The sequence below is a fragment of the Helicobacter pylori genome (genome assembly GCF_014496965.1).
Taxonomy (GTDB): domain Bacteria; phylum Campylobacterota; class Campylobacteria; order Campylobacterales; family Helicobacteraceae; genus Helicobacter; species Helicobacter pylori_CZ.
Genome location: NZ_JACTCR010000002.1, coordinates 84,617 through 108,530, shown reverse-complemented (window position 1 = coordinate 108,530; position 23,914 = coordinate 84,617). Strand labels below are relative to the sequence as shown.

27 protein-coding genes are annotated in these 23,914 nt (G+C 39.2%); 13 read left to right on the top strand and 14 right to left on the bottom strand.

The genetic code is table 11. From position 1 onward, the window contains the following. Positions 1-4 precede the first annotated feature (4 nt). From dapA to H7O61_RS01520, 9 genes are all read left to right on the top strand, one after another. A complete protein-coding gene (dapA, locus tag H7O61_RS01560) occupies positions 5-907 on the top strand; it encodes a 4-hydroxy-tetrahydrodipicolinate synthase (RefSeq protein ID WP_187874929.1) in 903 nt (300 codons plus the stop codon). After that, complete coding sequence (locus H7O61_RS01555) at positions 904-1,692, top strand: enoyl-ACP reductase (protein WP_021302254.1); 789 nt, start codon at positions 904-906, stop codon at positions 1,690-1,692. Before dapA ends, H7O61_RS01555 begins: the two co-directional genes overlap by 4 nt. A 9-nt stretch (positions 1,693-1,701) precedes the next feature. Further along, positions 1,702-2,310, top strand: coding sequence for a hypothetical protein (locus tag H7O61_RS01550; RefSeq protein WP_187874928.1), 609 nt, complete (start codon positions 1,702-1,704; stop codon positions 2,308-2,310). After that, on the top strand, positions 2,307-2,846 hold the full coding sequence (pgsA, locus tag H7O61_RS01545) for a CDP-diacylglycerol--glycerol-3-phosphate 3-phosphatidyltransferase (RefSeq protein ID WP_162966364.1): 540 nt from the start codon (positions 2,307-2,309) through the stop codon (positions 2,844-2,846). Before H7O61_RS01550 ends, pgsA begins: the two co-directional genes overlap by 4 nt. A 255-nt stretch (positions 2,847-3,101) precedes the next feature. Beyond that, positions 3,102-4,544, top strand: a complete 1,443-nt coding sequence (locus tag H7O61_RS01540; protein WP_187874927.1) for an amino acid permease — start codon at positions 3,102-3,104, stop codon at positions 4,542-4,544. 44 nt (positions 4,545-4,588) lie between these two features. Continuing rightward, positions 4,589-6,019: a Do family serine endopeptidase gene (locus H7O61_RS01535; RefSeq protein ID WP_033744920.1), complete on the top strand. Its 1,431-nt coding sequence runs from the start codon at positions 4,589-4,591 to the stop codon at positions 6,017-6,019. Between the two features lie 21 nt (positions 6,020-6,040). Further along, entirely contained in the window at positions 6,041-7,261 is a 1,221-nt protein-coding gene (locus tag H7O61_RS01530) for a bifunctional 2-C-methyl-D-erythritol 4-phosphate cytidylyltransferase/2-C-methyl-D-erythritol 2,4-cyclodiphosphate synthase (protein ID WP_187874926.1), read from the top strand. A gap of 22 nt (positions 7,262-7,283) precedes the next feature. Then, the gene (locus H7O61_RS01525; RefSeq protein ID WP_000697563.1) at positions 7,284-8,180 is read left to right on the top strand and encodes an OriC activity response regulator; all 897 of its coding nucleotides are present in this window, start codon (positions 7,284-7,286) and stop codon (positions 8,178-8,180) included. Positions 8,181-8,414: 234 nt separating this feature from the next. Continuing rightward, entirely contained in the window at positions 8,415-9,281 is an 867-nt protein-coding gene (locus H7O61_RS01520; protein WP_187874957.1) for a 5'-3' exonuclease, read from the top strand. Between the two features lie 54 nt (positions 9,282-9,335). Here H7O61_RS01520 and H7O61_RS01515 read toward each other — a convergent pair whose 3' ends face one another. After that, entirely contained in the window at positions 9,336-10,586 is a 1,251-nt protein-coding gene (locus H7O61_RS01515) for a hypothetical protein (RefSeq protein WP_187874925.1), read from the bottom strand. A 167-nt stretch (positions 10,587-10,753) separates the two neighbouring features. On the opposite strand from H7O61_RS01515, the gene H7O61_RS01510 reads away from it, so the two are divergent. The 4 genes from H7O61_RS01510 to fur all read left to right on the top strand — a co-directional run bounded on the left by H7O61_RS01510 (position 10,754) and on the right by fur (position 13,794). Then, positions 10,754-11,629 carry a DnaJ C-terminal domain-containing protein gene (locus tag H7O61_RS01510; protein WP_187874924.1) on the top strand — a complete coding sequence of 292 codons (876 nt, stop codon included), beginning with the start codon at positions 10,754-10,756 and terminating at the stop codon, positions 11,627-11,629. 9 nt (positions 11,630-11,638) lie between these two features. After that, complete coding sequence (locus H7O61_RS01505; protein ID WP_000332997.1) at positions 11,639-12,010, top strand: heat shock protein transcriptional repressor HspR; 372 nt, start codon at positions 11,639-11,641, stop codon at positions 12,008-12,010. Next, positions 12,007-13,182 (top strand): replication-associated recombination protein A, encoded by a 1,176-nt coding sequence (locus H7O61_RS01500; RefSeq protein ID WP_187874923.1) that lies wholly within the window; start codon positions 12,007-12,009, stop codon positions 13,180-13,182. The genes H7O61_RS01505 and H7O61_RS01500 overlap by 4 nt, the downstream gene beginning before the upstream one ends. A 159-nt stretch (positions 13,183-13,341) precedes the next feature. Beyond that, positions 13,342-13,794: a ferric iron uptake transcriptional regulator gene (gene fur, locus H7O61_RS01495; RefSeq protein ID WP_001253271.1), complete on the top strand. Its 453-nt coding sequence runs from the start codon at positions 13,342-13,344 to the stop codon at positions 13,792-13,794. A gap of 20 nt (positions 13,795-13,814) precedes the next feature. On the opposite strand, the gene H7O61_RS01490 is transcribed toward fur, so the two are convergent. From H7O61_RS01490 to rpsO, 13 genes are all read right to left on the bottom strand, one after another. Continuing rightward, on the bottom strand, positions 13,815-14,312 hold the full coding sequence (locus H7O61_RS01490; protein WP_000780296.1) for a DUF2147 domain-containing protein: 498 nt from the start codon (positions 14,310-14,312) through the stop codon (positions 13,815-13,817). Continuing rightward, positions 14,309-14,845 (bottom strand): YhcH/YjgK/YiaL family protein, encoded by a 537-nt coding sequence (locus H7O61_RS01485; protein ID WP_001930343.1) that lies wholly within the window; start codon positions 14,843-14,845, stop codon positions 14,309-14,311. The genes H7O61_RS01490 and H7O61_RS01485 overlap by 4 nt, the downstream gene beginning before the upstream one ends. Before the next feature lie 29 nt (positions 14,846-14,874). Beyond that, positions 14,875-15,732 carry a flagellar motor switch protein FliY gene (gene fliY / locus H7O61_RS01480; protein ID WP_078252213.1) on the bottom strand — a complete coding sequence of 286 codons (858 nt, stop codon included), beginning with the start codon at positions 15,730-15,732 and terminating at the stop codon, positions 14,875-14,877. Between the two features lie 3 nt (positions 15,733-15,735). Further along, entirely contained in the window at positions 15,736-16,800 is a 1,065-nt protein-coding gene (gene fliM / locus H7O61_RS01475) for a flagellar motor switch protein FliM (RefSeq protein WP_000763588.1), read from the bottom strand. Beyond that, the gene (locus H7O61_RS01470) at positions 16,793-17,560 is read right to left on the bottom strand and encodes an RNA polymerase sigma factor FliA (protein WP_079343167.1); all 768 of its coding nucleotides are present in this window, start codon (positions 17,558-17,560) and stop codon (positions 16,793-16,795) included. The genes fliM and H7O61_RS01470 overlap by 8 nt, the downstream gene beginning before the upstream one ends. Beyond that, positions 17,538-17,852 (bottom strand): hypothetical protein, encoded by a 315-nt coding sequence (locus H7O61_RS01465; RefSeq protein WP_000868001.1) that lies wholly within the window; start codon positions 17,850-17,852, stop codon positions 17,538-17,540. The genes H7O61_RS01470 and H7O61_RS01465 overlap by 23 nt, the downstream gene beginning before the upstream one ends. 4 nt (positions 17,853-17,856) lie before the next feature. Beyond that, the gene (gene ylxH, locus H7O61_RS01460; RefSeq protein ID WP_187874922.1) at positions 17,857-18,741 is read right to left on the bottom strand and encodes a flagellum site-determining protein YlxH; all 885 of its coding nucleotides are present in this window, start codon (positions 18,739-18,741) and stop codon (positions 17,857-17,859) included. Continuing rightward, positions 18,738-20,108, bottom strand: coding sequence for a flagellar biosynthesis protein FlhF (gene flhF / locus H7O61_RS01455; protein ID WP_187874956.1), 1,371 nt, complete (start codon positions 20,106-20,108; stop codon positions 18,738-18,740). The genes ylxH and flhF overlap by 4 nt, the downstream gene beginning before the upstream one ends. Further along, entirely contained in the window at positions 20,105-20,593 is a 489-nt protein-coding gene (gene folK / locus H7O61_RS01450) for a 2-amino-4-hydroxy-6-hydroxymethyldihydropteridine diphosphokinase (protein WP_165508613.1), read from the bottom strand. The genes flhF and folK overlap by 4 nt, the downstream gene beginning before the upstream one ends. Beyond that, the gene (locus tag H7O61_RS01445; protein ID WP_187874921.1) at positions 20,593-21,666 is read right to left on the bottom strand and encodes an aminopeptidase; all 1,074 of its coding nucleotides are present in this window, start codon (positions 21,664-21,666) and stop codon (positions 20,593-20,595) included. Before H7O61_RS01445 ends, folK begins: the two co-directional genes overlap by 1 nt. Before the next feature lie 13 nt (positions 21,667-21,679). Next, positions 21,680-22,192: a type II 3-dehydroquinate dehydratase gene (gene aroQ / locus H7O61_RS01440; protein WP_000699286.1), complete on the bottom strand. Its 513-nt coding sequence runs from the start codon at positions 22,190-22,192 to the stop codon at positions 21,680-21,682. A 110-nt stretch (positions 22,193-22,302) separates the two neighbouring features. Next, a complete protein-coding gene (locus H7O61_RS01435; protein WP_187874920.1) occupies positions 22,303-23,607 on the bottom strand; it encodes an O-antigen ligase family protein in 1,305 nt (434 codons plus the stop codon). A 29-nt stretch (positions 23,608-23,636) separates the two neighbouring features. Then, a complete protein-coding gene (gene rpsO / locus H7O61_RS01430) occupies positions 23,637-23,909 on the bottom strand; it encodes a 30S ribosomal protein S15 (protein ID WP_053577092.1) in 273 nt (90 codons plus the stop codon). Positions 23,910-23,914 lie beyond the last annotated feature (5 nt).

Genomic DNA, 23,914 nt, shown 5'->3' with positions numbered 1-23,914 from the left:
TAACATGCAATTTCATTCATCTAGCGCGTTAATTACGCCTTTTAAAAAAGATTTGAGCGTTGATGAGGCCGCTTATGAAACCTTGATCAAGCGCCAAATTTTTCAAGGCATGGACGCATGCGTGCCTGTTGGCACGACAGGAGAATCCGCCACGCTCACCCACAAAGAGCATATGCGTTGCATTGAAATCGCCATAGAGACTTGCAAAAGCACTAAAACGCCTTCCAATTCACGCATGAAAGTGTTAGCCGGCGTGGGCAGTAACGCCACGAGCGAGTCGCTTTCTTTAGCAAAGTTCGCTCAAAAAATCGGCACGGATGCGATTTTATGCGTAAGCCCTTATTATAACCGCCCCACCCAGCAAGGCTTGTTTGAACATTATAAAACTATCGCTCAATCAGTGGAAATCCCTGTCATGCTTTATGATGTGCCAAGCCGCACAGGCGTGTCTATTGAAGTCCCAACCGCCCTCAAACTCTTTAGAGAAGTCCCTAACATTAAAGCCATTAAGGAAGCGTCTGGCTCTTTGAAAAGAGTAACAGAATTGCATTACTATGAAAAAGATTTTAAAATTTTTAGCGGGGAAGATTCGCTCAACCACTCTATCATGTTTTCAGGGGGGTGCGGCGTGATTTCAGTGACCGGTAATTTAATGCCCAATTTGATTTCGCAAATGGTCAATTGCGCGCTCAAATTTGAATACCAACAAGCCCTAGAAATCCAAAATAAGCTTTTCCATTTGCACCAAGCCCTTTTTGTAGAAACGAATCCTATCCCTATTAAAATGGCTATGCATTTAGCCGGCTTGATTGAAAACCCAAGCTACAGACTGCCTTTAGTGGCCCCAAGCAAGGAAACGATTCAACTTTTAGAAAAAACTTTACAACAATATGAGGTAATTGCATGAACAATTCCAATCACATGAAAAATAAAACCCTAGTGATCAGCGGCGCGACTAGAGGGATTGGCAAGGCGATACTGTATCGCTTCGCTCAAAGCGGCGTGAATATCGCTTTCACTTACAATAAAAATGTTGAAGAAGCCAACAAAATTATAGAAGATGTGGAGCAAAAATATTCCATTAAAGCCAAAGCCTACCCTCTCAATGTTTTAGAGCCTGAGCAATACACAGAGCTTTTCAAGCAAATTGACGCTGATTTTGACAGAGTGGATTTTTTTATTTCTAACGCTATTATTTACGGGCGTTCTGTCGTGGGCGGATTTGCACCGTTCATGCGATTAAAACCTAAGGGGTTGAACAATATTTATACAGCCACTGTGTTAGCGTTTGTGGTGGGGGCTCAAGAAGCGGCAAAACGCATGCAAAAAATAGGCGGTGGGGCGATCGTGAGCTTAAGCTCTACCGGGAATTTAGTCTATATGCCTAATTACGCCGGGCATGGCAATTCTAAAAACGCCGTAGAAACCATAGTCAAATACGCTGCCGTTGATTTAGGCGAGTTTAACATTAGAGTGAATGCAGTGAGTGGCGGGCCTATTGATACGGACGCTTTGAAAGCCTTCCCTGATTATGTGGAGATTAAAGAAAAAGTAGAAGAGCAATCGCCCCTAAAACGCATGGGCAATCCTAACGATCTAGCCGGAGCGGCTTATTTTTTATGCGATGAAACCCAAAGCGGTTGGCTTACAGGGCAAACAATCGTTGTAGATGGCGGGACTACTTTTAAATAAAGATTTTTCTTGCAAAACATTATCCACATCCACCAAAACAAAGAGTTGCAATTCATTAAAAAATGCTTGTTGTGCTATTTTTTCGCCCCTTTGTGTGGGGCTATCTTGCTAGCGCTTTTTCTTGTTTCAAGCGGGGCTAAATCGTTTCAAGTTTCTAATCTCTTTAATAACCAACTAACTTATATCGTTTTATTGTCTCTTTTTTTGTGCGTGCTTGGGTTTATTGCCGGAGCGATTGGTTTTTACAGGCTTTCTAAAATCACACGCCATCTGAGTTTTTTTGAAAATTTTGCTTTCAGTTTTTTAGCGCTGATTTTATGCGCCCTTTTAAGCTATCTTATCCCTAACGCCAGTAACGCTCTTTCGCTAATCGGTAATGGCGTTTCTATTTTCTATTTGCACAAACTCTATAGAGAATTGAGCCTTTACACGCAAGAAAGGTTTTTTTTAAGCGGGTTTAGGTTATTGCTTTTTAGTTTCATGTTGGCTCTTTTAGGGATTTTAGTGCAAGCGTTAGTTATCCTTTTTTTAACGATCGCTGTGGTTTTAATGTGTGTGGCGCTTGGGTTTTTAGGGCGCGCGTTTTTGAATTTTTCACAAGTCTTTTTGAAAGCATGAAAATTTTAAAACTCCTGCCTAATTTTTTGACGATTTTACGCATTGTCTTATCCTTATTTTTATTATTTTTATTGTTAAACACACGCACTTATTTTAGTTTTTTAACCCCCTTTCACATCAATATGATCTCTTCATTGGTTTTTTTGTTTGCCGCACTCACGGATTTATTGGACGGCTACATCGCTAGAAGCTATAAAGCCAAATCGCGCTTTGGGGAAATCTTTGACCCTTTAGCGGATAAAATCCTTATTTTGAGCGCGTTTTTAGGGTTAGTCCATTTGGATCGTGTGAATGCGTGGATCCCGTTTGTGATTTTAGGGCGTGAATTTTTTATTTCAGGGCTTAGAGTCTTAGCCGCTAATGAAAAAAAGGATATTCCTGTCAATGCACTAGGCAAGTATAAAACCGTGTCTCAAGTCGTGGCGATTGGCGCTTTATTAGCCAATTTAACTTACTCCTATGCACTTGTGGCCATAGCGGTTTTTTTAACCCTTTATTCGGGGATAGATTACACGATTAAATATTATAAATCTTAAGTTTTAGATTGATTTTATAATACTGATAATAAAAAACACAAAAGAATTGATGCCAGTCAAGTGATAGCTTTTTAAGAAAACGAGTTTAATAAAGTAACCAAAACCCCATTTTTTAAAAAATTAAAAATATTAAAATTTAATAAGGCTTATCCAATTTGATTAAAACAAATCCTTATTTTTATTTAAAAAAAATCATTTTATTTTATTTTTGTTATAATTCAAGCTATTTTTATTTTCAATCTAAGGAGGTGTCGCATGGACAATCAAAAGATAACGCATCAAAATACCACGCAAAAACAAGGCGAGCTTAAAAGAGACATGAAAATGCGCCATCTCTTGATGATTGCCTTTGGGGGAGCGATCGGCACAGGGCTTTTTGTAGGCACTGGGGGTAATATTGCGAGCGCTGGCCCTTTAGGGACCTTGATCGCTTATTGTTTTGGAGGGCTTGTGGTTTATTGCATCATGCTCTCTTTAGGCGAATTGGCTAGCGTTTATCCCACTACGGGAAGCTTTGGGGATTATGCGGCTAAATTCATAGGCCCTGGCACGGGCTATATGGTTTTTTGGATGTATTGGCTTGGCTGGGTGATCACGGTGGCGTTAGAATACATCGCTATAGGCATGCTCATGCAACGCTGGTTTGCAAGTATTCCTATCCATTATTGGGTGATCTTGTGCATTGCGTTGGTTTTTTTATTGAACTTTTTTTCGGTTAAAATTTTTGCTGAAGGCGAGTTTTTCTTCAGCCTGATTAAAGTTTTAGCGGTGATCGCTTTTATAGGCATTGGCGCGATTGGGATTATTTATCAAATCTATTTGCATGGGTTTAGTTCTATTTTTGATAATTTCCATTTTGGCGATAAGGGGTTTTTCCCTAATGGGAGCGCAGCGGTTTTTTCTGCTATGCTCGCTGTCATTTTTGCCTTCACTGGCACAGAAGTCATTGGGGTAGCTGTAGGCGAGACTAAAAACGCTAGCGAAGTGATGCCTAAAGCGATTAAAGCGACTTTGTGGCGGATCGTCTTTTTCTTTTTAGGCTCTGTGTTTGTCATTTCTGTTTTTTTACCCATGAATGATTCTTCTATCGCGCAAAGCCCCTTTGTGAGCGTTTTAGAGCGCATCAACTTGCCCTTTATTGGCATGGGTATCCCTTATGTGGCTGATATAATGAACGCTGTTATCATTACGGCGATGTTTTCTACCGCTAATTCAGGGCTTTATGGAGCGAGCCGCATGATTTATGGGCTGTCCAAACAAAAGATGTTTTTTAAGGTTTTTTCCCAGCTCAACCGACAAGGTACGCCCACTTATGCGATGTTTTTTTCCCTTTCTTTTTCCCTCATAGGGCTTTTAGTCCAAATTTATGCCAAAGAAAATGTCGTGGAAGCTTTGATTAATGTGATCAGTTTCACGGTGATTATCGTGTGGGTTAGCGTGTCCATTTCGCAATATTCTTTCCGCAAGCAATACTTAAAAGCCGGGCATTCTTTAGAGGATTTGCCTTATAAAGCCCCTTTCCTGCCCTTTTTGCAACTCATAGGGATCACTGGGTGTATTATCGGCGTGATCGGTTCGGCTATGGATAAGGATCAACGCATCGGGATGATTTTAACGATTATTTTTGCTGTTGTGTGTTACATTGGATACTATTTTACACAAAAAGCTAATGAAAATAACAAAAAAGATTTGATATAATCTTTTTTTAATTTTGAAGTTTAGCACATTTTAAGGAAGTAACCATGATGAAAAAAACCCTTTTTATCTCTTTGGCTTTAGCGTTAAGCTTGAATGCGGGCAATATCCAAATCCAAAACATGCCCAAAGTGAAAGAGCGAATAAGCGTCCCTTCTAAAGAGGATACGATCTATTCTTACCACGATTCTATTAAGGATTCTATTAAAGCGGTGGTGAATATCTCTACTGAAAAGAAGATTAAAAACAACTTTATAGGTGGCGGTGTGTTTAACGACCCCTTTTTCCAACAATTTTTCGGGGATTTGGGCGGTATGATCCCTAAAGAAAGAATGGAAAGGGCTTTAGGCAGCGGCGTCATCATCTCTAAAGATGGCTATATTGTGACGAATAACCATGTGATTGATGGCGCGGATAAGATTAAAGTGACCATTCCAGGGAGCAATAAAGAATATTCCGCCACTTTAGTAGGCACCGATTCTGAAAGCGATTTAGCGGTGATTCGCATCACTAAAGACAATTTACCCACGATCAAATTCTCTGATTCTAATGATATTTTAGTGGGCGATTTGGTTTTTGCGATCGGTAACCCTTTTGGCGTGGGTGAAAGCGTTACTCAAGGCATTGTTTCAGCACTCAATAAAAGCGGGATTGGGATCAACAGCTATGAAAATTTCATTCAAACAGACGCTTCTATCAATCCTGGAAATTCCGGCGGTGCTTTAATTGACAGCCGTGGAGGGTTAGTGGGGATCAATACCGCTATTATCTCTAAAACTGGGGGCAACCACGGCATTGGCTTTGCCATCCCCTCTAACATGGTTAAAGATATTGTAACCCAGCTCATTAAAACCGGTAAGATTGAGAGAGGTTACTTGGGCGTGGGCTTGCAAGATTTGAGTGGCGATTTGCAAAATTCTTATGACAATAAAGAAGGGGCGGTAGTCATTAGCGTAGAAAAAGACTCTCCGGCTAAAAAAGCAGGGATTTTGGTGTGGGATTTGATCACCGAAGTCAATGGCAAAAAAGTTAAAAACACGAACGAATTAAGGAATCTAATCGGCTCCATGCTACCCAATCAAAGAGTAACCTTAAAAGTCATTAGAGACAAAAAAGAACGCGCTTTCACCCTCACCCTAGCTGAAAGGAAAAACCCTAACAAAAAAGAAACCATTTCTGCTCAAAACGGCGTGCAAGGCCAATTGAACGGGCTTCAAGTAGAAGATTTAACCCAAAAAACCAAAAGGTCTATGCGTTTGAGCGATGACGTTCAAGGGGTTTTAGTCTCTCAAGTGAATGAAAATTCCCCAGCAGAGCAAGCCGGCTTCAGGCAAGGCAACATCATCACAAAAATTGAAGAGATTGAAGTGAAAAGCGTTGCGGATTTTAACCATGCTTTAGAAAAATATAAAGGCAAACCCAAACGATTCTTAGTTTTAGACTTGAACCAAGGTTATAGAATCATTTTGGTGAAATGATAGGGGTGGGTTGTTAATCGCATGTCCTTGATTAGAGTGAATGGGGAAGCTTTTAAACTCTCTTTGGAAAGTTTAGAAGAAGATCCTTTTGAAACTAAAGAAACGCTAGAAACGCTTATTAAACAAACGAGCGTTGTTTTATTGGCCGCTGGGGAGTCTAAGCGTTTTTCTCAAACGATTAAAAAACAATGGTTGCGCTCTCACCACACCCCCTTATGGCTCAGCGTGTATGAAAGCTTTAAAGAAGCCCTAGACTTTAAAGAAATCATTTTAGTTGTAAGCGAATTGGATTATGTTTATATCCAACGCCATTACCCCAAAATCAAGCTTATAAAAGGCGGGGCATCAAGGCAAGAATCCGTGCGTAACGCTTTAAAAGTAATTGATAGCGCTTACACGCTCACCAGCGATGTGGCTAGGGGTTTAGCCAATATGGAAGCGCTTAAAAGTTTGTTTTTAACCCTCCAACAAACGAGTCATTATTGCATCGCTCTTTACTTGCCTTGCTATGACACAGCGATCTATTATAATGAGGCTTTGGATAGAGAAGCGATCAAACTCATTCAAACCCCGCAATTAAGCCACACCAAAACGCTCCAATCAGCCCTAAATCAAGGGGATTTTAAAGATGAAAGCAGCGCGATTTTACAAGCTTTCCCTGATCGTGTGAGCTATATTGAAGGCAGTAAGGATTTGCACAAACTCACCACAAGCAGCGATTTAAAGTTTTTTACGCCTTTTTTTAACCCAGCAAAGGACACTTTTATCGGCATGGGCTTTGATACGCATGCGTTCATTAAAGATAAACCTATGGTTTTAGGAGGGGTTGTTTTGGATTGCGGGTTTGGGTTAAAGGCTCATAGCGATGGCGATGCTTTGTTGCATGCGGTTATTGATGCGATTTTAGGGGCGATTAAAGGGGGGGATATTGGCGAATGGTTCCCTGATAATGACCCCAAATACAAAAACGCTTCTTCTGAAAAGCTTTTAAAAATCGTGTTGGATTTTTCACAAAGCATTGGGTTTGAATTGTATGAAATGGGGGCGACTATCTTTAGCGAAATCCCTAAAATCACTCCTTACAAACCGGCGATTTTAGAGAATTTGAGCCAACTTTTGGGTTTAGAAAAATCTCAAATCAGCTTGAAAGCCACCACTATGGAAAAAATGGGGTTCATTGGCAAACAAGAAGGGCTGTTAGTCCAAGCGCATGTGAGCATGCGTTATAAGCAAAAACTTTAAAATGTGATAAAAGGAACGATTAATGAAAATCTTAATCATTGAAGACGATTTAGCGCTAGCTAGGAGTATCTCTCATAATTTGCATGATTTGGGGCATTTTTGCGAGATCATCTCTAGCATTTCAGAAGAAAATAAAGAGCCTTATGATGTGATTTTGGTTTCTTCTAAAGTTTGCACTCAAGGGCGTTGCGAACATTTTGTGCGTTATAATTCCAAGCAAATCATTATCATGATGGCTTCGCATGTCAATGAAGATGGCGTGAATAAACCCATTCAAGCGGGAGCGAGAGATTATATTCTAAAACCTTTTAAAATGGATGAATTGTTGCGTAAGATCCAATACCACAAAGCCTACCAAGAAATGACCGCTCGCCTAGGATTTTATGAAAATTACTTAGACTTTATCCATGCGGAATTGCCCTTGCCTAAAGATTTTTCTTACCGGCCGCCCTTTATCATCCACACGCCCTCTCAAGAGCTTGCGAACGCTTATTTATTGCAATACGCTAAAGAAAGGCAAATGGATTTTTCTTTTTTCTCTCTAAAGGATACCACTTGGAAAGAACTATACAAAAATAAAGACAAACTAGAACGCCCTTTTTACATCATGCATTTAGAAGAGCTTAAAAAAGATGAGCAATTGAAATTGTTAGAATTGGCCCGTTCATGTCCTATTGTTTTGTCCTATACCCATAAAGAACCCCTAGAATTTCCTAAAATTGTGAGCATTGAATGCGGCAACAAACCCCTATCTTTGTTTAGCAACCACACGACTTTCCTTTCCATTCAAGAATATGAAAGAGAAGCGATCAGGCATTTTTCTTCTACTTGCACCGATACAGAATTGGCTAACAAGCTTGGCATTAGCCGCAAAAGCCTTTGGGAAAAACGCCGGAAGTATAACTTACCGCGCAAATAAAAGAAAATCCTTAAGCCCTGTTTTCATTGGGTGTTGATCATAAAATGTAAAAATGCCAAAAGCGTTTTTACAATCAAATACAATCAAAAGAGCTAAAGCAAGCGATAACCTCTCAAAATTTAGCGTATTTAATGAGAATAGAGCTAATTATCATTAAAATAACTTATTATTTGCTATATATTTGCTATAATAGTTTAGCTTTTAAAAAAGAGAAATTCAACTTAAGGATTAACCATTAGACAAGCGTTTAACAAGGCAAGGTTTGCACATTCAAAAACCCTTTTACTAGACATTGATTGCGTGATCCCTAATATTGTTAGGCGTTTGCTCTCTAATAAAACGCTCCCTAAAAGATTCGCCGCTTGCAGCTTGCAAGAAGTGGGCATAATCTTTCTTACCACTCAAATTTTATCCATCATGCGCAAAACCCGTTGCTCTAAAACGCTTTTTTTTATCACTAGGGGCAGAGAGAGTTTCCGCTACCAACTGTGCGATCATTACAAACAAAAACGCCACCAATTTGATGAAGATTTTAGATCTCTTTTAAAAGCTCTAAAGATCGCTTTAGTGGAAAAATACCCTCTAAAAAAAGGGGCTAGAATCCAGGGCGAACATTGTTTTGAATATGAAGCCGATGATATTATCTCTTTTTATAAAAAGAAAGACCCCCAAAATTATGTGATAGCCAGCATGGATAAGGATATTTTGTATTCCAATAGAGGCTCTCATTTCAACCTCAAAACCAACGCTTTTTTTAATGTGAGTCGAAAAGAGGCTCATTTTTTTGCTTATTATCAGTGCGTTGTGGGGGATAAGGGGGATAATATTAAAGGGGTTAAAGGGATTGGCGGCTTCAACTATAAAGATTTTTTAAACGAAGACGCTAAAGAGCATGAATTGTGGGAGCAAATCATTCAAGCGTTCAAAATCAAAGAAGATTTGAGCGATAGCGAAGCCAAAGAAAAGGCTCTATTAAACATGCGTTTAGTCAATATGCACCAGATGACCCACCATGGCGTGATCAAACTATGGGAGCCTGAGTTTAAAAAAGCTTTTTTCCCTAAAAAACCCCAAAGACCTGATTTTAAAAGAATTTCTTAAAACAAAAAATTATCGCTTACTTGTGGCAAGCTCTTTGCTATTGATTGTTGGCATTTAAAACAAAAACTTCCCAAAAAAGACAAAAGAACTATCTCCAAGGCTTTTTCTCATGGCTTTAGAATTATAAGCATACACATACCCCCCACCCATATCAAAAGACAAACTCCTATAAGTCCAAACCCTAAAACTGCTCATCAAAGAATATTCTTGATAATCTCCAAAAGCCACCATTGCGTCTAAACGCACCCTTTTAGTTTTAAGCCCTAAAAAAACATAGCCTGAAATGCTAGAATTAGCAAAATAAATCGCTGGCACGCCGGGCGCGTTGATCCCACGGCCATAGAATTTAGTCCTGTCATTAAAAGTCCATAGATAGCCCTTATTGTTTCTTGCCGGAACGATATAAAAACCCGTTCCAAAATTAAAAATTTGGTATTTAAAAGTTTGATCGATCAAAAACAAGCCGGCATTTTTAGCGCTTGTTGCCGCATCAGTGTTGCCGTATTGATACATGCCATGCACTAGAGTGCGCGAAGTGAAACCCTTAGCTAAAGAAGCGTCATACTCCAACTTACCCCCCACCTGCACTAAAACATTTTGAGTGGGCAAAGGCAAGCGGGTGTCCGTTAAAATAAAAGGAACGAATGTCAAATTTTTATTTTTGTATTCTGCGCCCAAAACAAACACTTCCCCCCCTACATACAAGCGTTTAGACACAGGATCATAAGACGCTAGAGCGTTTAGGGAAGTAGCGATCCGATTCCCTTGCTCTTTATTGATCTGATGCCCGTTATAAAGCATGCTATCCATAAAAATCCCAAAATAACGCATGGAATTTTGCTTAAAAGCCACAGAAACCCCTTGAATATTGCCCCCTATCCAATCAAAATCCACAAAATCGGTATTGAAACGCCCTAAAGCGATTTTAAAACGCTGGTTAGTGTATTGAAGATACGCATCAGAAACATCGCCAGCGCTCAAATAAGGTTTAACATTGTTAGGGTTACCAAAAAAATTCCCTAGACTGATGTAAAGGTTAGCCAAACGCTGTTTGTTATAAATATTCCAAGCCCCAATCGCTCCAATGCCAAAGGACCACCCATTGCTATAAGAAAAATCCACCCCAAGGCGCGCTAAAGCCCCTACATAGCTGTGAGGGTTTTTTTGCGCCCCTTGATTATACAATAGCCCCAGATAGCCAAAAGGTTTGACGGCGATTTCTAAAGCTTTCAAAGACAGACCATTTAAAAAAAGGATCCATAACGCTAAATAATAATATCTTTTCTTATTTTTCTTGTATTGCATTAAAAACTCATCGTGGATTTAAACTCAATATTTTAGTTAAAATTCCTTTTAATTGCGCTGAAACGGGTTTAAAATCTCAATGACCACTAAACATTATCAATAAACTTGATTGACTAACACTAAAGATTTATGATAGTATTCTAATAAAACTATTTTAAAGGTGATCCATGAGCAAGAGTTTATACCAAACTTTAAACGTGAGCGAAAACGCCAGCCAAGATGAAATCAAAAAATCCTACCGCCGTTTAGCTAGGCAATACCATCCGGATTTGAATAAAACCAAAGAAGCCGAAGAAAAATTCAAAGAAATCAACGCCGCTTATGAAATTTTAAGCGACGAAGAAAAACGCCGCCAATACGATCAATTTGGCGACAACATGTTTGGGGGGCAGAATTTCAGCGATTTTGCCAGAAGCCGCAGCGCTAGTGAAGATTTAGACGATATTTTAAGCTCTATTTTTGGGAAGGGAGGCTTTTCGCAAAGATTTTCTCAAAATTCGCAAGGCTTTTCTGGCTTTAATTTTTCTAATTTTTCTAATTTCGCCCCTGAAAATTTAGACATGACCGTTACTTTAAATGTCTCTGTTTTAGATACCCTTTTAGGCAATAAAAAACAAGTGAGCGTCAATAACGAGACTTTTAGCCTTAAAATCCCTATCGGCGTAGAAGAGGGCGAAAAAATCAGGGTTCGCAACAAGGGGAAAATGGGGCGAACGGGTAGGGGCGATTTGCTCTTGCAGATCCATATTGAAGAAGATGAAATGTATAGGCGCGAAAAAGACGATATTATCCAAATCTTTGATTTGCCCTTAAAGACGGCTCTTTTTGGAGGGAAGATTGAAATCGCCACTTGGCATAAAACCTTAACCCTAACCATTCCCCCTAACACCAAAGCGATGCAAAAATTCCGCATTAAAGACAAAGGGATCAAAAACAGAAAAACTTCGCATGTGGGGGATTTGTATTTGCAAGCTCGTTTGATTTTGCCTAAAACTGAAACGCTTTCTAATGAGTTGAAAGCGTTATTAGAAAAAGAATTGTAAGGAGGAATCGTGTGCGATTATGATGAACCGCTTTATTTGATAAGCGTCGTGGCTAAAATCTTAGGCGTGCACCCTCAAACCTTGCGCCAATATGAAAAAGAGGGTTTGATAGAGCCTAGCAGGACTGATGGGAAAATGCGCTTGTATTCCCAACGAGACATGGACAAAATCAAAACGATTTTACGCCTTACAAGGGATATGGGGGTTAATCTGGCTGGCGTGGATATTATCTTGCGTTTAAAAGAAAAGCTTGATGAGTTAGACAACCTGAATAAAGAATTGCAAGACGCTCTGCAAAAACACTCTAAAAACAACAAAACCCCAACGAAAAATTTAAACACCCCTACGAATTTTTACGAATTGATTTTATTTAAAAAATGAGCCTGACTTCGCTTTTAAACCCCACAAGCCTAGAAGATTTTTTAGGCCAAGAGCATTTAATAGGGAAAGACACCCCCTTATTTAAAACCTTACAATCCAAACACTTCCCCCATGCCTTTTTCTATGGCCCTCCTGGCGTGGGTAAAACAAGCCTGGCTCAAATCATCGCTCGCTCCCTAGAGCGCCCCATTCTTTTGTTTAATGCGACGGATTTCAAATTAGAGGATTTACGCCTTAAGCTTAAAAATTACCAAAACACCCTTTTAAAGCCCGTTGTTTTTATTGATGAAACCCACAGATTGAATAAAACCCAACAAGAATTTTTATTCCCCATTATGGAAAAAAATCACGCTTTAATCTTAGGGGCTAGCACGCAAGATCCTAATTACAGCCTAAGCCATGCGATCCGCTCAAGAAGTTTTATTTTTGAATTAACCCCCCTAAAAAAGAGCGATTTAGACAAGCTTTGCACTAAAGCTTTAACATTGCTCAAAAAACAAATAGAGCCTAGCGCTAAAACTTATCTTTTGAATAACAGCGCTGGCGATGCCAGAGCGTTATTAAACCTTTTAGATTTGAGCGCTAAAATAGAAGATCCTATCACTTTAAAAACCCTACAATCCTTACGGCCTCATAGCCTAAATGACGGATCTTATAGCGATGATACGCATTATAATCTTACTAGCGCTTTAATCAAGTCTTTAAGAGGTAGCGATGAAAACGCTTCCATCTATTATCTGGCGCGCTTGATTGCTGGCGGGGAAAACCCGGAATTTATCGCCAGAAGGCTGGTGATTTTTGCGAGCGAAGATATTGGTAACGCTAACCCGAACGCCCTTAATTTAGCCGCTTCTTGCTTGTTTTCAGTCAAACAAATCGGCTACCCTGAAGCGCGTATCATTTTAAGCCAGTGCGTGATTTATCTGGCTTGTTCGCCTAAGTCTAACACGGCCTATAGAGCGATCAATCAGGCTTTGGATTCTATTCAAAAGGGCTTACTCTACCCTATTCCTAAACACCTGCTGCCTAACGCTAAAGACTATCTTTACCCACATGATTATAACGGCTATGTCAAACAAGATTATTTAGAAAAACCCCTAAATCTGGTTTCTTCTCAAGGCATAGGGTTTGAAAAAACCCTTTTAGAATGGCTCGATAAAATAAGAAATTGATCTTATAAGTTGCATTAAAATGCGATAATAGTAATAAAAAATCAACATTTTTTGATTGAATTAAAATAATAATGAGTTTTATCTATGGTTCATCGCATTATTATTGTATAATAATATTCTAGTTATAAAAATCATTTTACGGACAAGGGAAATATCAGCATGAGAAGATTAGAAACTTTAGAATCCATTTTAGAGCGCTTGAGGATGTCTATCAAAAAAAACGGACTCAAAAATTCAAAACAAAGAGAAGAAGTGGTGAGCGTTTTGTACCGCAGCGGCACACACCTAAGCCCTGAAGAAATCACGCACTCTATCCGCCAAAAAGACAAAAACACCAGCATTTCTTCCGTGTATCGCATTTTAAATTTCTTAGAAAAAGAAAATTTTATCTGCGTTTTAGAGACTTCAAAAAGCGGCCGGCGTTATGAAATTGCGGCTAAAGAGCACCATGATCACATCATTTGTTTGCATTGCGGTAAGATCATTGAATTCGCAGACCCTGAAATTGAACACCGCCAGAATGAAGTCGTTAAAAAATACCAAGCCAAGTTGATTAGCCATGACATGAAAATGTTTGTGTGGTGCAAAGAATGCCAAGAGAGCGATGATTAAAAAAATTTAAAGAAGCTAGCTTAAATAGGGCTATCTTTAAGGGTTTTAAGGACTTCGTCCAAGTTAAAACGCTTGAGCTTTAGATTTTTGATTTCTTCATCGCTCAAGCGTTTCCAAGTGAAAGTCTTGCCGACATACCCCCATTTATCATAGCTTGAAGTGAATTCCAAATCCCCGTTTGAATTTTGAGTGACTCTCACATGGTAGGTCTTGCCGTCATAAAAATTATACGCCTTACCGCCTTTATAAGATCGTTCCCCAACCTTAATCAAATCGCTTAAAAACACCACGCCTTTATCGCTGCGATTCCTTAGCTTTGGGTTAGGATTGAGTTTGTCTTTTTTGGCTTTAGAGCCATCCACATCAGAAATACCATAGGCATAGAACTTCCCATTATGCTCAAAAAACTCCACAAAAGAGCTTTTCATGTATAAAAATTCCTGAGTTTGATAAACTCCAGGCAACTCTACAGCCCCTAAAAAACAACAAAAAACTATAACAAGACTCACCAATTTCATAATTTTAATTTGATCAATCCTTTAGGCATTTTAACGACCGCTTTAAAAATCGGCTCTTCCCTATATTTTTCAAAAGACTCTCCATAGAACCTCAACGCATGCGCATCGTTTTCCAAAAAAATAGCCAGCATGCCCGCATGCAAACGCAAAAAAGAAGCTTCACTGACTGGCTCATAAACGATCAAATCTCTTTTTTCATTATAAGGGGTTTTAATGACAGCCCTATTTATATCTACCACCTTAGCCCCCTCAACGCCTTTGATGATCAATTGGAAATCCACATATTGTCGGTGGCTTTCAAAAAAGCCTTTCTCGCCCTCTTTAGCATGCTCTAAACAATAGCTCTGCTCTATGCTAAAAATGCCATGCCCTAAAGGCGCTTGAAATTCTGTATTAATAGCGAGGTTTAAAACCCTTTGATTAGCTTCACTACCCTTTTGCATGACATCTTGCAAATACCCATGCAAAATTTCTAATTCTTGCGTTTTTTTAAACAAATGCCCAAGCGAGCCTAATTCCCCAAAAACAGCCATAATTCCTTCCTTCTTTACTTTAAAATGGTTTAATTTTTCAGTTGCTCTAATCGTTCCTTTTTAGTGCCAATATCCGTGATTTGAATGCCAAAATTCCCATCCACGATCACCACTTCGCCCTTAGCGATCACCTTATCATCTACGAGGATTTCTAAAGGGTCATTCACCAATTGATCCAACTCCACCACGCTCCCTATATCCATAGAAACCACATCTTTTAAAATCATCTTTTTTTGCCCGATTCGCACCTTAACGTTCAATTTCACATCTAAAAGCATGCTGATATTGCGGATTTCTATATTTTCTAAAGACGCGTCGTGGGTTTTAGTCTCTTCAGTAGCGCTCTTTGTCGTTTCTTCTTTTTCTTCTTTATGCGTTTTTTCAAATTGGCCCTCAAACGCTGAAGTGATCAATAAAACGATTTGGCTTTCTTTGATGGCTTCCATTTTAAAAGAAAACACCATCGCCTTAGCGTAATCTTCTTTTTTAGGAAGCTCCTTAGCGATTTCAGCGTTCGTGGTGGTGAAATTGAGTTTAGGGAGCAATTCTTGAGATTTCAAGCTTGTAGCGATCGCGCCAAAAATATTAGAAGCCATTTCTTTAAAAGCGTCTAAATCGTCATTATCCATTTCTTCCTTACTCGCCCCCTCACCTCCTAGCATCAAATCGCTCAAAGCGGTAACTAAATCTACCGGAGCCAGTAATTCAATAGGACTTTCATTTTTTTCAATCGCGCTAATCTTAACCCTTGCATAAGGCAGGCTGATTAAACTCGCTTCTTCATTGTTAGAAACTTCTTTTTCTAATCCCACGCTTGGAGCCTTACCCACTAACCCTTCTAAAGTAGAGACAACCTCTTGAATAAAAATTTTAATAAAATCTTGCATTTCTCACTCTTCTTCTATTTTCATAATATCGCCCACTTTGCCTCTGCGCTGTTCTTCTAGCATTTCTAAAATTTCTTTAGTGCGTTCTTTTTCGCTATAAACCACTTCTTTAATTTGAATGGTTTTCCTATACCCTTGAAACCCCACGCTCGCTAAATAACGCTTTTTTTTATGCACATACACGCTCACTTCATCATTAGCGACTTTATTCAACCGGATAGTATCCCCCACATCTAAATCCAGCATTTCTTTCAAGCTCAATTCCACCGCGCCCAAAAACACCATCATATCCACGCTCACCCCACTCAATAGCGCTTGCAATTCCTTATTACGGCTCTTTTTGGAGTTCGTTTCTGAAAGCATGAAATCCCTACTCCCCATTTTAGAAAGAATGCTCTCAATGGAAATCACCGGGTAGCAAATATTCATCATCCCACGACTATGACCGATGATAATCTCTAAAACCACCATGATAGAAATTTCATTTTGAGCGACGATTTGAACCACATTCGCGCTGGATTCTTTAGCGTCAATGGTAGGATACATCTCCACCACAGGCGACCACACTTCTTTTAAAATTTGCATCACCTGGCGTAAAATCGTGTCCAATAAATTCAATTCAATATCGCTAAACTCCCTATTTTGATCATACGCGCTCCCCTTGCCCCCTAATAGTCTGTCAATCATAGGGAAAGCGATGCTAGGATTAATTTCTAAAACCCCCGTTCCCCCCATAGGTTTCATGGAAAAGACATTAAAACTCGTAGGGCTAGGCAAACTCATCAAAAATTCACCATAAGTCATTTGATCCACGCTATGGAGCTGGATTTCTACAATAGAACGCATGATAGAAGAGACTTGACTGGAAAGATTCCTAGCCATTTTGTCATGGATACTCCTAAAAGAGCGCAATTGCTCCTTACTCACACGATTAGGGCGCTTGAAATCATAGAGGGTTACACTGCGTTGGGGGATAATATCTTTTTTTTGGACATTTTGAATATCCACATTCTCATCAACGACTTCTAAAAGCGCATCAATTTCTTCTTGGCTTAAAATATCAGCCATGATTCACTCCTAAGGATTGGCGCACCTTTTTAATCACTTCTTTGATGATTTGAGAAATGCGCGATTCAGTAATGCCTAAAATCTCTTTAATCTCGCTCAAATTCAACTCTTCAAAGTAATAGAGCTGGATAAGGATTTGCTCTCTTTCGCTCATTTGATTCAATACTTTTTGGACATGCTCTAACAACTCTTCTGCTTCAATCTTTTGAGTGATTTCATCTTGCTCAATCGCATTGAATTGCTCATCTATTGGCACTAACGCATAAATATCTGAAGCCGTTTTGGCTTCTCTAATCTTTTCAATATTTTCACCTAAAGCTTCTGCTAAATGCTCATCGCTAGGCTCTTTCCCATGCTCATTAAGGTATTTGGTGATTTCAGCATCAATGCTTTTAATCAGCTTCCTGCTAGAGCGAGAAATCACGTCTAAAGAGCGCAAGTAATCTAACATCGCCCCATTGACACGAGTCTTCGCATACCCCCAAAAAGAATCGTTTAACGCGCTCTCATAACGCCTGGCTAATTTAATCAATTCTTCAGTGCCAATAGAAACCAGATCGTTAAAATCAATAGAGCTGGGCAAGCGCTCTTTTAAACGAAACGCCATGGCACGCACGGCTGGTAAATACTGGATAGCGAGCGCGTCTTGATGGTGGTGTTGTTGCTTGTCATAGGCGTTCAAAACCTTTTCTATACTTTTTTCGCTCGCTTCAGTTTTTTGAATTTCTTTGGGCATTCTATTTTCCATCATCAAAATCATAATTTCTAATGTAATTTAAAATACTAGCCACTTCTTTTTCTCTGTTTTTAAACTCATGGTTGAAACGAAGCAAACTCTCTTCAGTGCCTTTTTTGTCAAAAAGACAAATATCTAAATCCGTGCAAGCGATAAAAATAGACGCGAACAATAAGGCGATCAAATACCCCCCAAGCGTGGATAACACCGTCCATAATAGAATGCTCTCTGGCTCATTGAATTTCAACACCGAAAACACTAACCCTAAGAAAAACCCCACCACAACAGAAAAATGGATAAAATTTTGAACTTTCATCAGCCTACCCCAAATACTTTAAAAGCCTTTTAAAAAAGCTTTTTAAACCTTCTTTTGGTATTTCTAAAGTGCCGGTTTCTAATTTAGAAACTAAAAGGCTCGCTATCTGGTCAATGGATTGCGAAAACAAATCGTTAGGGGCTATTTTCCTCAAAATCTTTCGCTCTCTCACATAGCGTTTCAATAAGGAGCTGTTTTCAATCGCCCCTAAATAGTGCAATTCTAATGAAGTGATATTGTTTTTAGCCACCTTGAATAGCCTTTCATAAGTCGCCCTGCCTTCTTTAGGTTGGGCTACCATGTTAGCGATAAGGAACAATTCGTCTTTATTTTTAGAGTTGATTTTAATGCATGCATACGCATCGGTAATCGCTGATGGATCTGGTGTGGTGATAATCACCACGCAATCGCTCGCATTCAAAAACGCTTGTGTAGTGGCTCCAATCCCAGCGCCTGTATCAATCACAATATAATCTAAAGAGCTTAAAACCCCCTCTTCATCTACGAATCGATCCAAAGCTTCCGCGCCGCTAATGTATTTTAAAATTTCTTCACCGCTATCCCCAGGGATTAAGCAAAGCCCGGGTTCAATCTCGCAAATGATTTCTTGCAATTTGGCTTCGCCTTTTAAGGCATGCAAGATATTTTTATGGGTTTTCACCCCAAAAATGACATCCAAATTCGCTAAACCAATATCCGCATCAAACACCCCTACCTTATAACCTTTCTTGTATAAAGAGTAAGCTAAATTAGCGCTAATGTTGGATTTCCCCACGCCTCCCTTACCGCTTGTGATAGCGATGAATTTGGTATTCCCCTTATTATCAAAAAAACTTTTGGGGTTTTTAAGATTCATCAAATTATCCAAACGGCTCGCTTGATTGTTCATGCTTGTTCCTTATTAGGGTTACTAAAGCCATCTAGCATGCAATCCACTAAATACTCATTAGTAGCCACTTTCAAATCCATAGGCACTTCCTGCCCGATAGAAAGATAACTGATAGGCTTTTGGCTTTCATGCACTAAAGAAAACAAATTCCCTAACCCCCTACTCTCATCTAATTTCGTAAAGATTAAAGTGTCAATCCCTAACACCCCAAAAGAATCATAAATATCTTTCATGTCTTCATACTTAGTGGTAACTGAAAGCACTAAGGACACATCAATATTATAACCCCCATCTATAAACTCTTTCAAACCGGCAATTTTTTCCTTATCGTATTGCGAATGCCCTGTCGTATCCACTAAAATAAAATCGCAGTATTCCAAAGCTTCAATTTCTTTAGCAAAATCCTTAGCGTCAATCACCGCTTCTATACTCATTTTCATTTTATTAGCATACCAACTCAATTGCTCTAAAGCCCCAATGCGATAATTGTCTAAAGTGATAATGCCCACCTTGTATTTTTTAGCTAGCATTCTAGAATAGCGCGCGGCCAATTTAGCCAAAGTCGTCGTTTTCCCCACGCCTGTTGGCCCTACAAGCATTAAAATGCGTTTTTGCCTCAAATTCAAATCTTCAGGGCGGCACAAGATCATTTTACGCAACACTTCTCTAAAATAGCGCTTGATCGTTACGGAATTTTCCCTCATGCGTAAAGGCATCAATTCCAAGCTCAATTGCATGATCTCATCTAAATGGCTGGATTTCATCCCGCTTTGTTTGGCTAGTTTGTAAATTTCTGCAAATTCTTGAGGGATATTGACAGAATTGGGGTTTTTCTCATCCCAAAACATGTTTTGAATGAGTTTTAAGCTGTCTCTGATTTTACTTAATTGCGCATTAATATCTTTAATTTCTTCTTCTTGTTTGACTTCTCTTTTTTCTCTTTCTTTTTTATGGTTGGCTTCATCTTTTAAGGCTTGCAACAAAGCGTCCTGTTTATTAGCCTCTAAGGGCGTATCTTCTAACGGAGCGTCTTTTTCTAAAGGGGTCTTATTTTTTGAAAAACTATAGTTGCGCTGATTAGATGAAACCCCAGCGAGTTTGCGCATTTCTTCCACAGTGCTTGAAAGCTGCATGACCACGTCTTCTTCATTCAATTCTTCATCATACAAACTCTCTGGAATGAGGGGGGCTTTTTTGTTTTCGCTCTCTTCTTCAACCGCCACAACGATTTCATAAAGCCCAGAAGAAGTGAGCGTTTTTTTACGGATTTCTTGGGTTTTAAACACCAGCGTATCCACCCCATGGTGGCTTTGAGCGATCTTTAAAGCTTCAGCGGCCGTTTCCCCGCTATAAGTATAGAATTTCACCACTCTTCTCTTTTAAAAAGGATTTGTTGCAAAGTTAAAGGCACTAACACCGAATCCCTTTCACTCCATTTAGGGTGAGGTAAAGTCAAATCATTCTGCCTCAAAATGACTTGATTGAAAGCGATAATATCAATATCCAAAGTTCTTGGAGCGTCTTTAAAATCGCGCTTCCTTGCACGCCCAAAACGCCTTTCTATATAAAACACTAGAGCAAAAAAATGGCGCAAACTTAAAGATGTTTTAAGGATAATCGTAGCATTGTAAAAGTTAGGTTGATTAGTGTAACCAAAAGGCGGATTGATATAAATCGGCGAAGAAAAAATTTTCCCGATTCTACTATGATTTTTAAAATATAAAAAACAATTTTTTAATATTTTTAAAGGATTTTTAAGATTAGATCCCAACCCTAAAACCACTCTGTTAGAAAAATCAAGCCTTTTTTTAAAAAGGCTTGGGAAAAAGCGGTTAGTAAGGATCTCTCGCATCACAAAAGCTCGGCCCTAGAATTTTTAATCACCACTAAATCTTCAATGCGCACCCCAAAAAATCCAGGGATATAAATCCCAGGCTCTACAGAAAACACCATGCCATCTTCTAAAATGGTTCCACTGCGCGATGAAATATAGGGAAGCTCATGAATGTCTAAGCCAATGCCATGCCCGGTGCTGTGAGTGAAATACTGCCCATAACCATAATCGCTAATCACTCCCCTAGCCAAGCTGTCCGCTTCTTTACCGGTCATGCCCGCTCTAATGCCTGAAATAGCCTTTTCTTGCGCTTCTTTCACAATGTCATAAATCTTTTGACGCTCTTTATCCTTGAAACTCTGCTCCCTTTTGAACACAAAGTCTTTAGGGTCAAAAAAAGCCGTGCGAGTCCTATCCGAGCAATAGCGTTCGTATTTGATCCCCATATCCAAAAGAATGCTATGATCCGCTTTTAAAAAATCCTTTGCGCTAGGCAAAGCATGGGGCTTGCTCGCGTTCGCATTCAAGGCTAAAATAGGCTCAAAACTCAGATCATAAACCCCCTCTTTAGTCAAAAAGTCCTTAACCTTATGCTGCAAATACCGCTCGCTCAATAATTCTTTTTCATCAAAAATCTTTTTCACATACTCGGCAAAATTTTCAAAAGCTTCAACATTCAACGCTTGAGATTTTTTGAGAAGTTGGATCTCATGCTCGTTTTTAATGATGCGTTTTTGGCGGTGGTAACTAGGCACGCCCTCTAAAACAACCTTATTCCCAACCGCTAAATCCAAACATTTGTAGGTTTGTAAATTCACTTGATTGGGGTCAAAAAAGAGCTTTTTAACCGAACTCTTTGTAATCAAATCAATCGCGCTTTGGACTAAATCGCTGGATTCTATTACTTCCGCTAAAACGCCATTTTTAGGCTGAATGCTTTCTTTAGCTTCTTGGGTGTAGCGAGAATCAGTGATAAAAAACGAGCGATCGTCTAATTGCAAAAACAAAGCGTTATCGCAACTATAAGTGCATTCAAAAAACATCGCGTTTTCATTGAGCGTGAAATGGGCGTCTCTTTCTAATCCTCTCATCAGTAACCCCCTTTTATTTTTGATTATTAATAGGGTTATTAGGGTTATTAGGGTTGTTTTTTTGGGCTTCTTGGAACGCTTTCATCTCGGCTAAAATATTCACCATTGCCATTAAAGCCATGTTGTAACCAAGCGGGCCAAATCCCATGATCACGCCTCCACAAGCCGCTCCGGTGTAAGAATTTTTCCTGAATTCTTCTCTGGCTTGAATGTTAGTGAGATGCACTTCAATAACGGGTTTGCCCGCTAGCATGATCGCATCCGCAATCGCAATAGAAGTGTGCGAAAACGCTCCAGGGTTAATGATAATCCCCTCATAATCGCTGCCCACGCTCTCTTGGATTTTGTCAATGATTTCGCCCTCAAAATTGGTTTGAAAAAACTCTAATTCCACATCCAAATTGCCTTGTTTAACGAAAGTTTGCATGATTTCATGGATTTGGTCTAAGGTTACCATGCCATAAAGTCTTGGGTCTCTGTGTCCTAACATGTTTAAATTAGGCCCTTGAATCACTAAAATTTTCATTATTTCTCCTTGTTTTAATATGGAATGAGACTGCATTATAGCATAAGTTTTTATCTTACCCCTTAAATCCCCCTAAGAACGCATCGCAAGAAACTACCGCTTGACTAGCGTTAAGCCCTTTGATGATAAAAAGCGCTTTTATCCTTTTTTACAAAAACAGCCATCATGACCATTCCTGCAAAAAAACTTCCCGTAATGAAGAAATCAAAGGGGTCAAACCCGATGCCAAAAATAAGATAAAAGGCGAGTGTCATTAGTATAAAAAACGATATTAAAGAGTTTTGCTTTATCCCGCTCCAAAAAATCTTTACAATGACTAACAAGAAAAAAAGCCAAATCAAAAAGCCTATGATCCCCCTAGTGGCTAAGACATGAATGATTTGATTGTCGTATCTTTCATAACAAAGAATCAAATCTTTTGCCCTATAAGACTGCGATAGAGATAAAATCTCTTCTAACCTCTGGCATTTCTCGCTAGCGGCCATGCCAAAAAAGGGTCTTAAACGCAAAACCGTTAGGGCTTCTTTCCAGCGCTCCAAACGCCACCCGATACTGCTATCAGCGTCCTTTTTAGCGTAGCGTTTCAAATCTTCTTCAAAGCTTTGGTTTTGAACCCTAGATTGCTCTATTGCCCCCCTTTTTTCTAAAGCGTTACTCCCCACATACAAAGCGCTCAAAACAAGACTCACAGCGATCATATAACCCAATGGTTTGAGCGATTTTTTGGCGTATAAAATAAAGCAAGACAGGATCAAAAAAGTAGCTACAAAAGCGATTGTCGCGCTCCTTGTAGCGCTTAAAATAACGACTAAAAACCCCACGAAAACAGAAAGAGTGAAAAAAAGTTTTTCTTTTTGATTTTGCGAATAAAGCGCGTAAATATAACAGCCTAAAATGGAAACGCTCACTAAAACCACATACTCCTTAACCGTGCTAAACCCTTGCGCTCTGGGCATGTTAAAATAAATTTTTTGCACTAATGAAAGCAAGCCGTTGATGAAATTTGCCACAGCCATGCTATAAAAAAGGATTTTTTGATTCAATTTGATTCTTAAACGGCTAGAAAAAAGCAAGCATAACGCCCCGCAAGCGTAAGTTAAGGACATGTTTAGAGCGAATAAATTGTAGCGGAAAGTTTGGCTATCATACATGTTAAACATGTTAGGGAAGATGCTTAAAAACACCCCTAAAAAAGCCAGAGTGAGCCATTTAAAGGGCATGGTTTTTAAATAATTAATCGTGAAGATTTCTTTCAAAGACGCTTGGAAACAACACCTAAGAAACAAAAAAACCATTAAAACAATCAACAAGACTTGCGTTAAAGGCTTTTTAAACGAAGTGAGAAAAAAAAGGGCAAAAATCAGAGTGAAAACAGAGTCCGCACTAAAAAAGGCCTTCAAACGCTCTTTCAACACAAACTCGCCACACCCTAAAACCGATAAAATTATCTGTCTTTAATGCCTAACTTTTCAATCAAAACCACATAACGTGCATGGTTAGTGCGTTTGATGTATTTCAACAAGTTGCGTCTTTGAGCGACTAATTTTAAAAGCCCTAAACGACTGGAATGATCTTTAGGGTTAGTTTTTAAATGCTCGGTTAAAAGCCTGATCCTTTCATTCAACAACGCCACTTGCACCTCACAAGAACCCGTATCGTTTTCCTTAGTGGCAAACGCCTTAATGATTTCTTGTTTTTTCTCCAGATTCAAAGCCATAACGA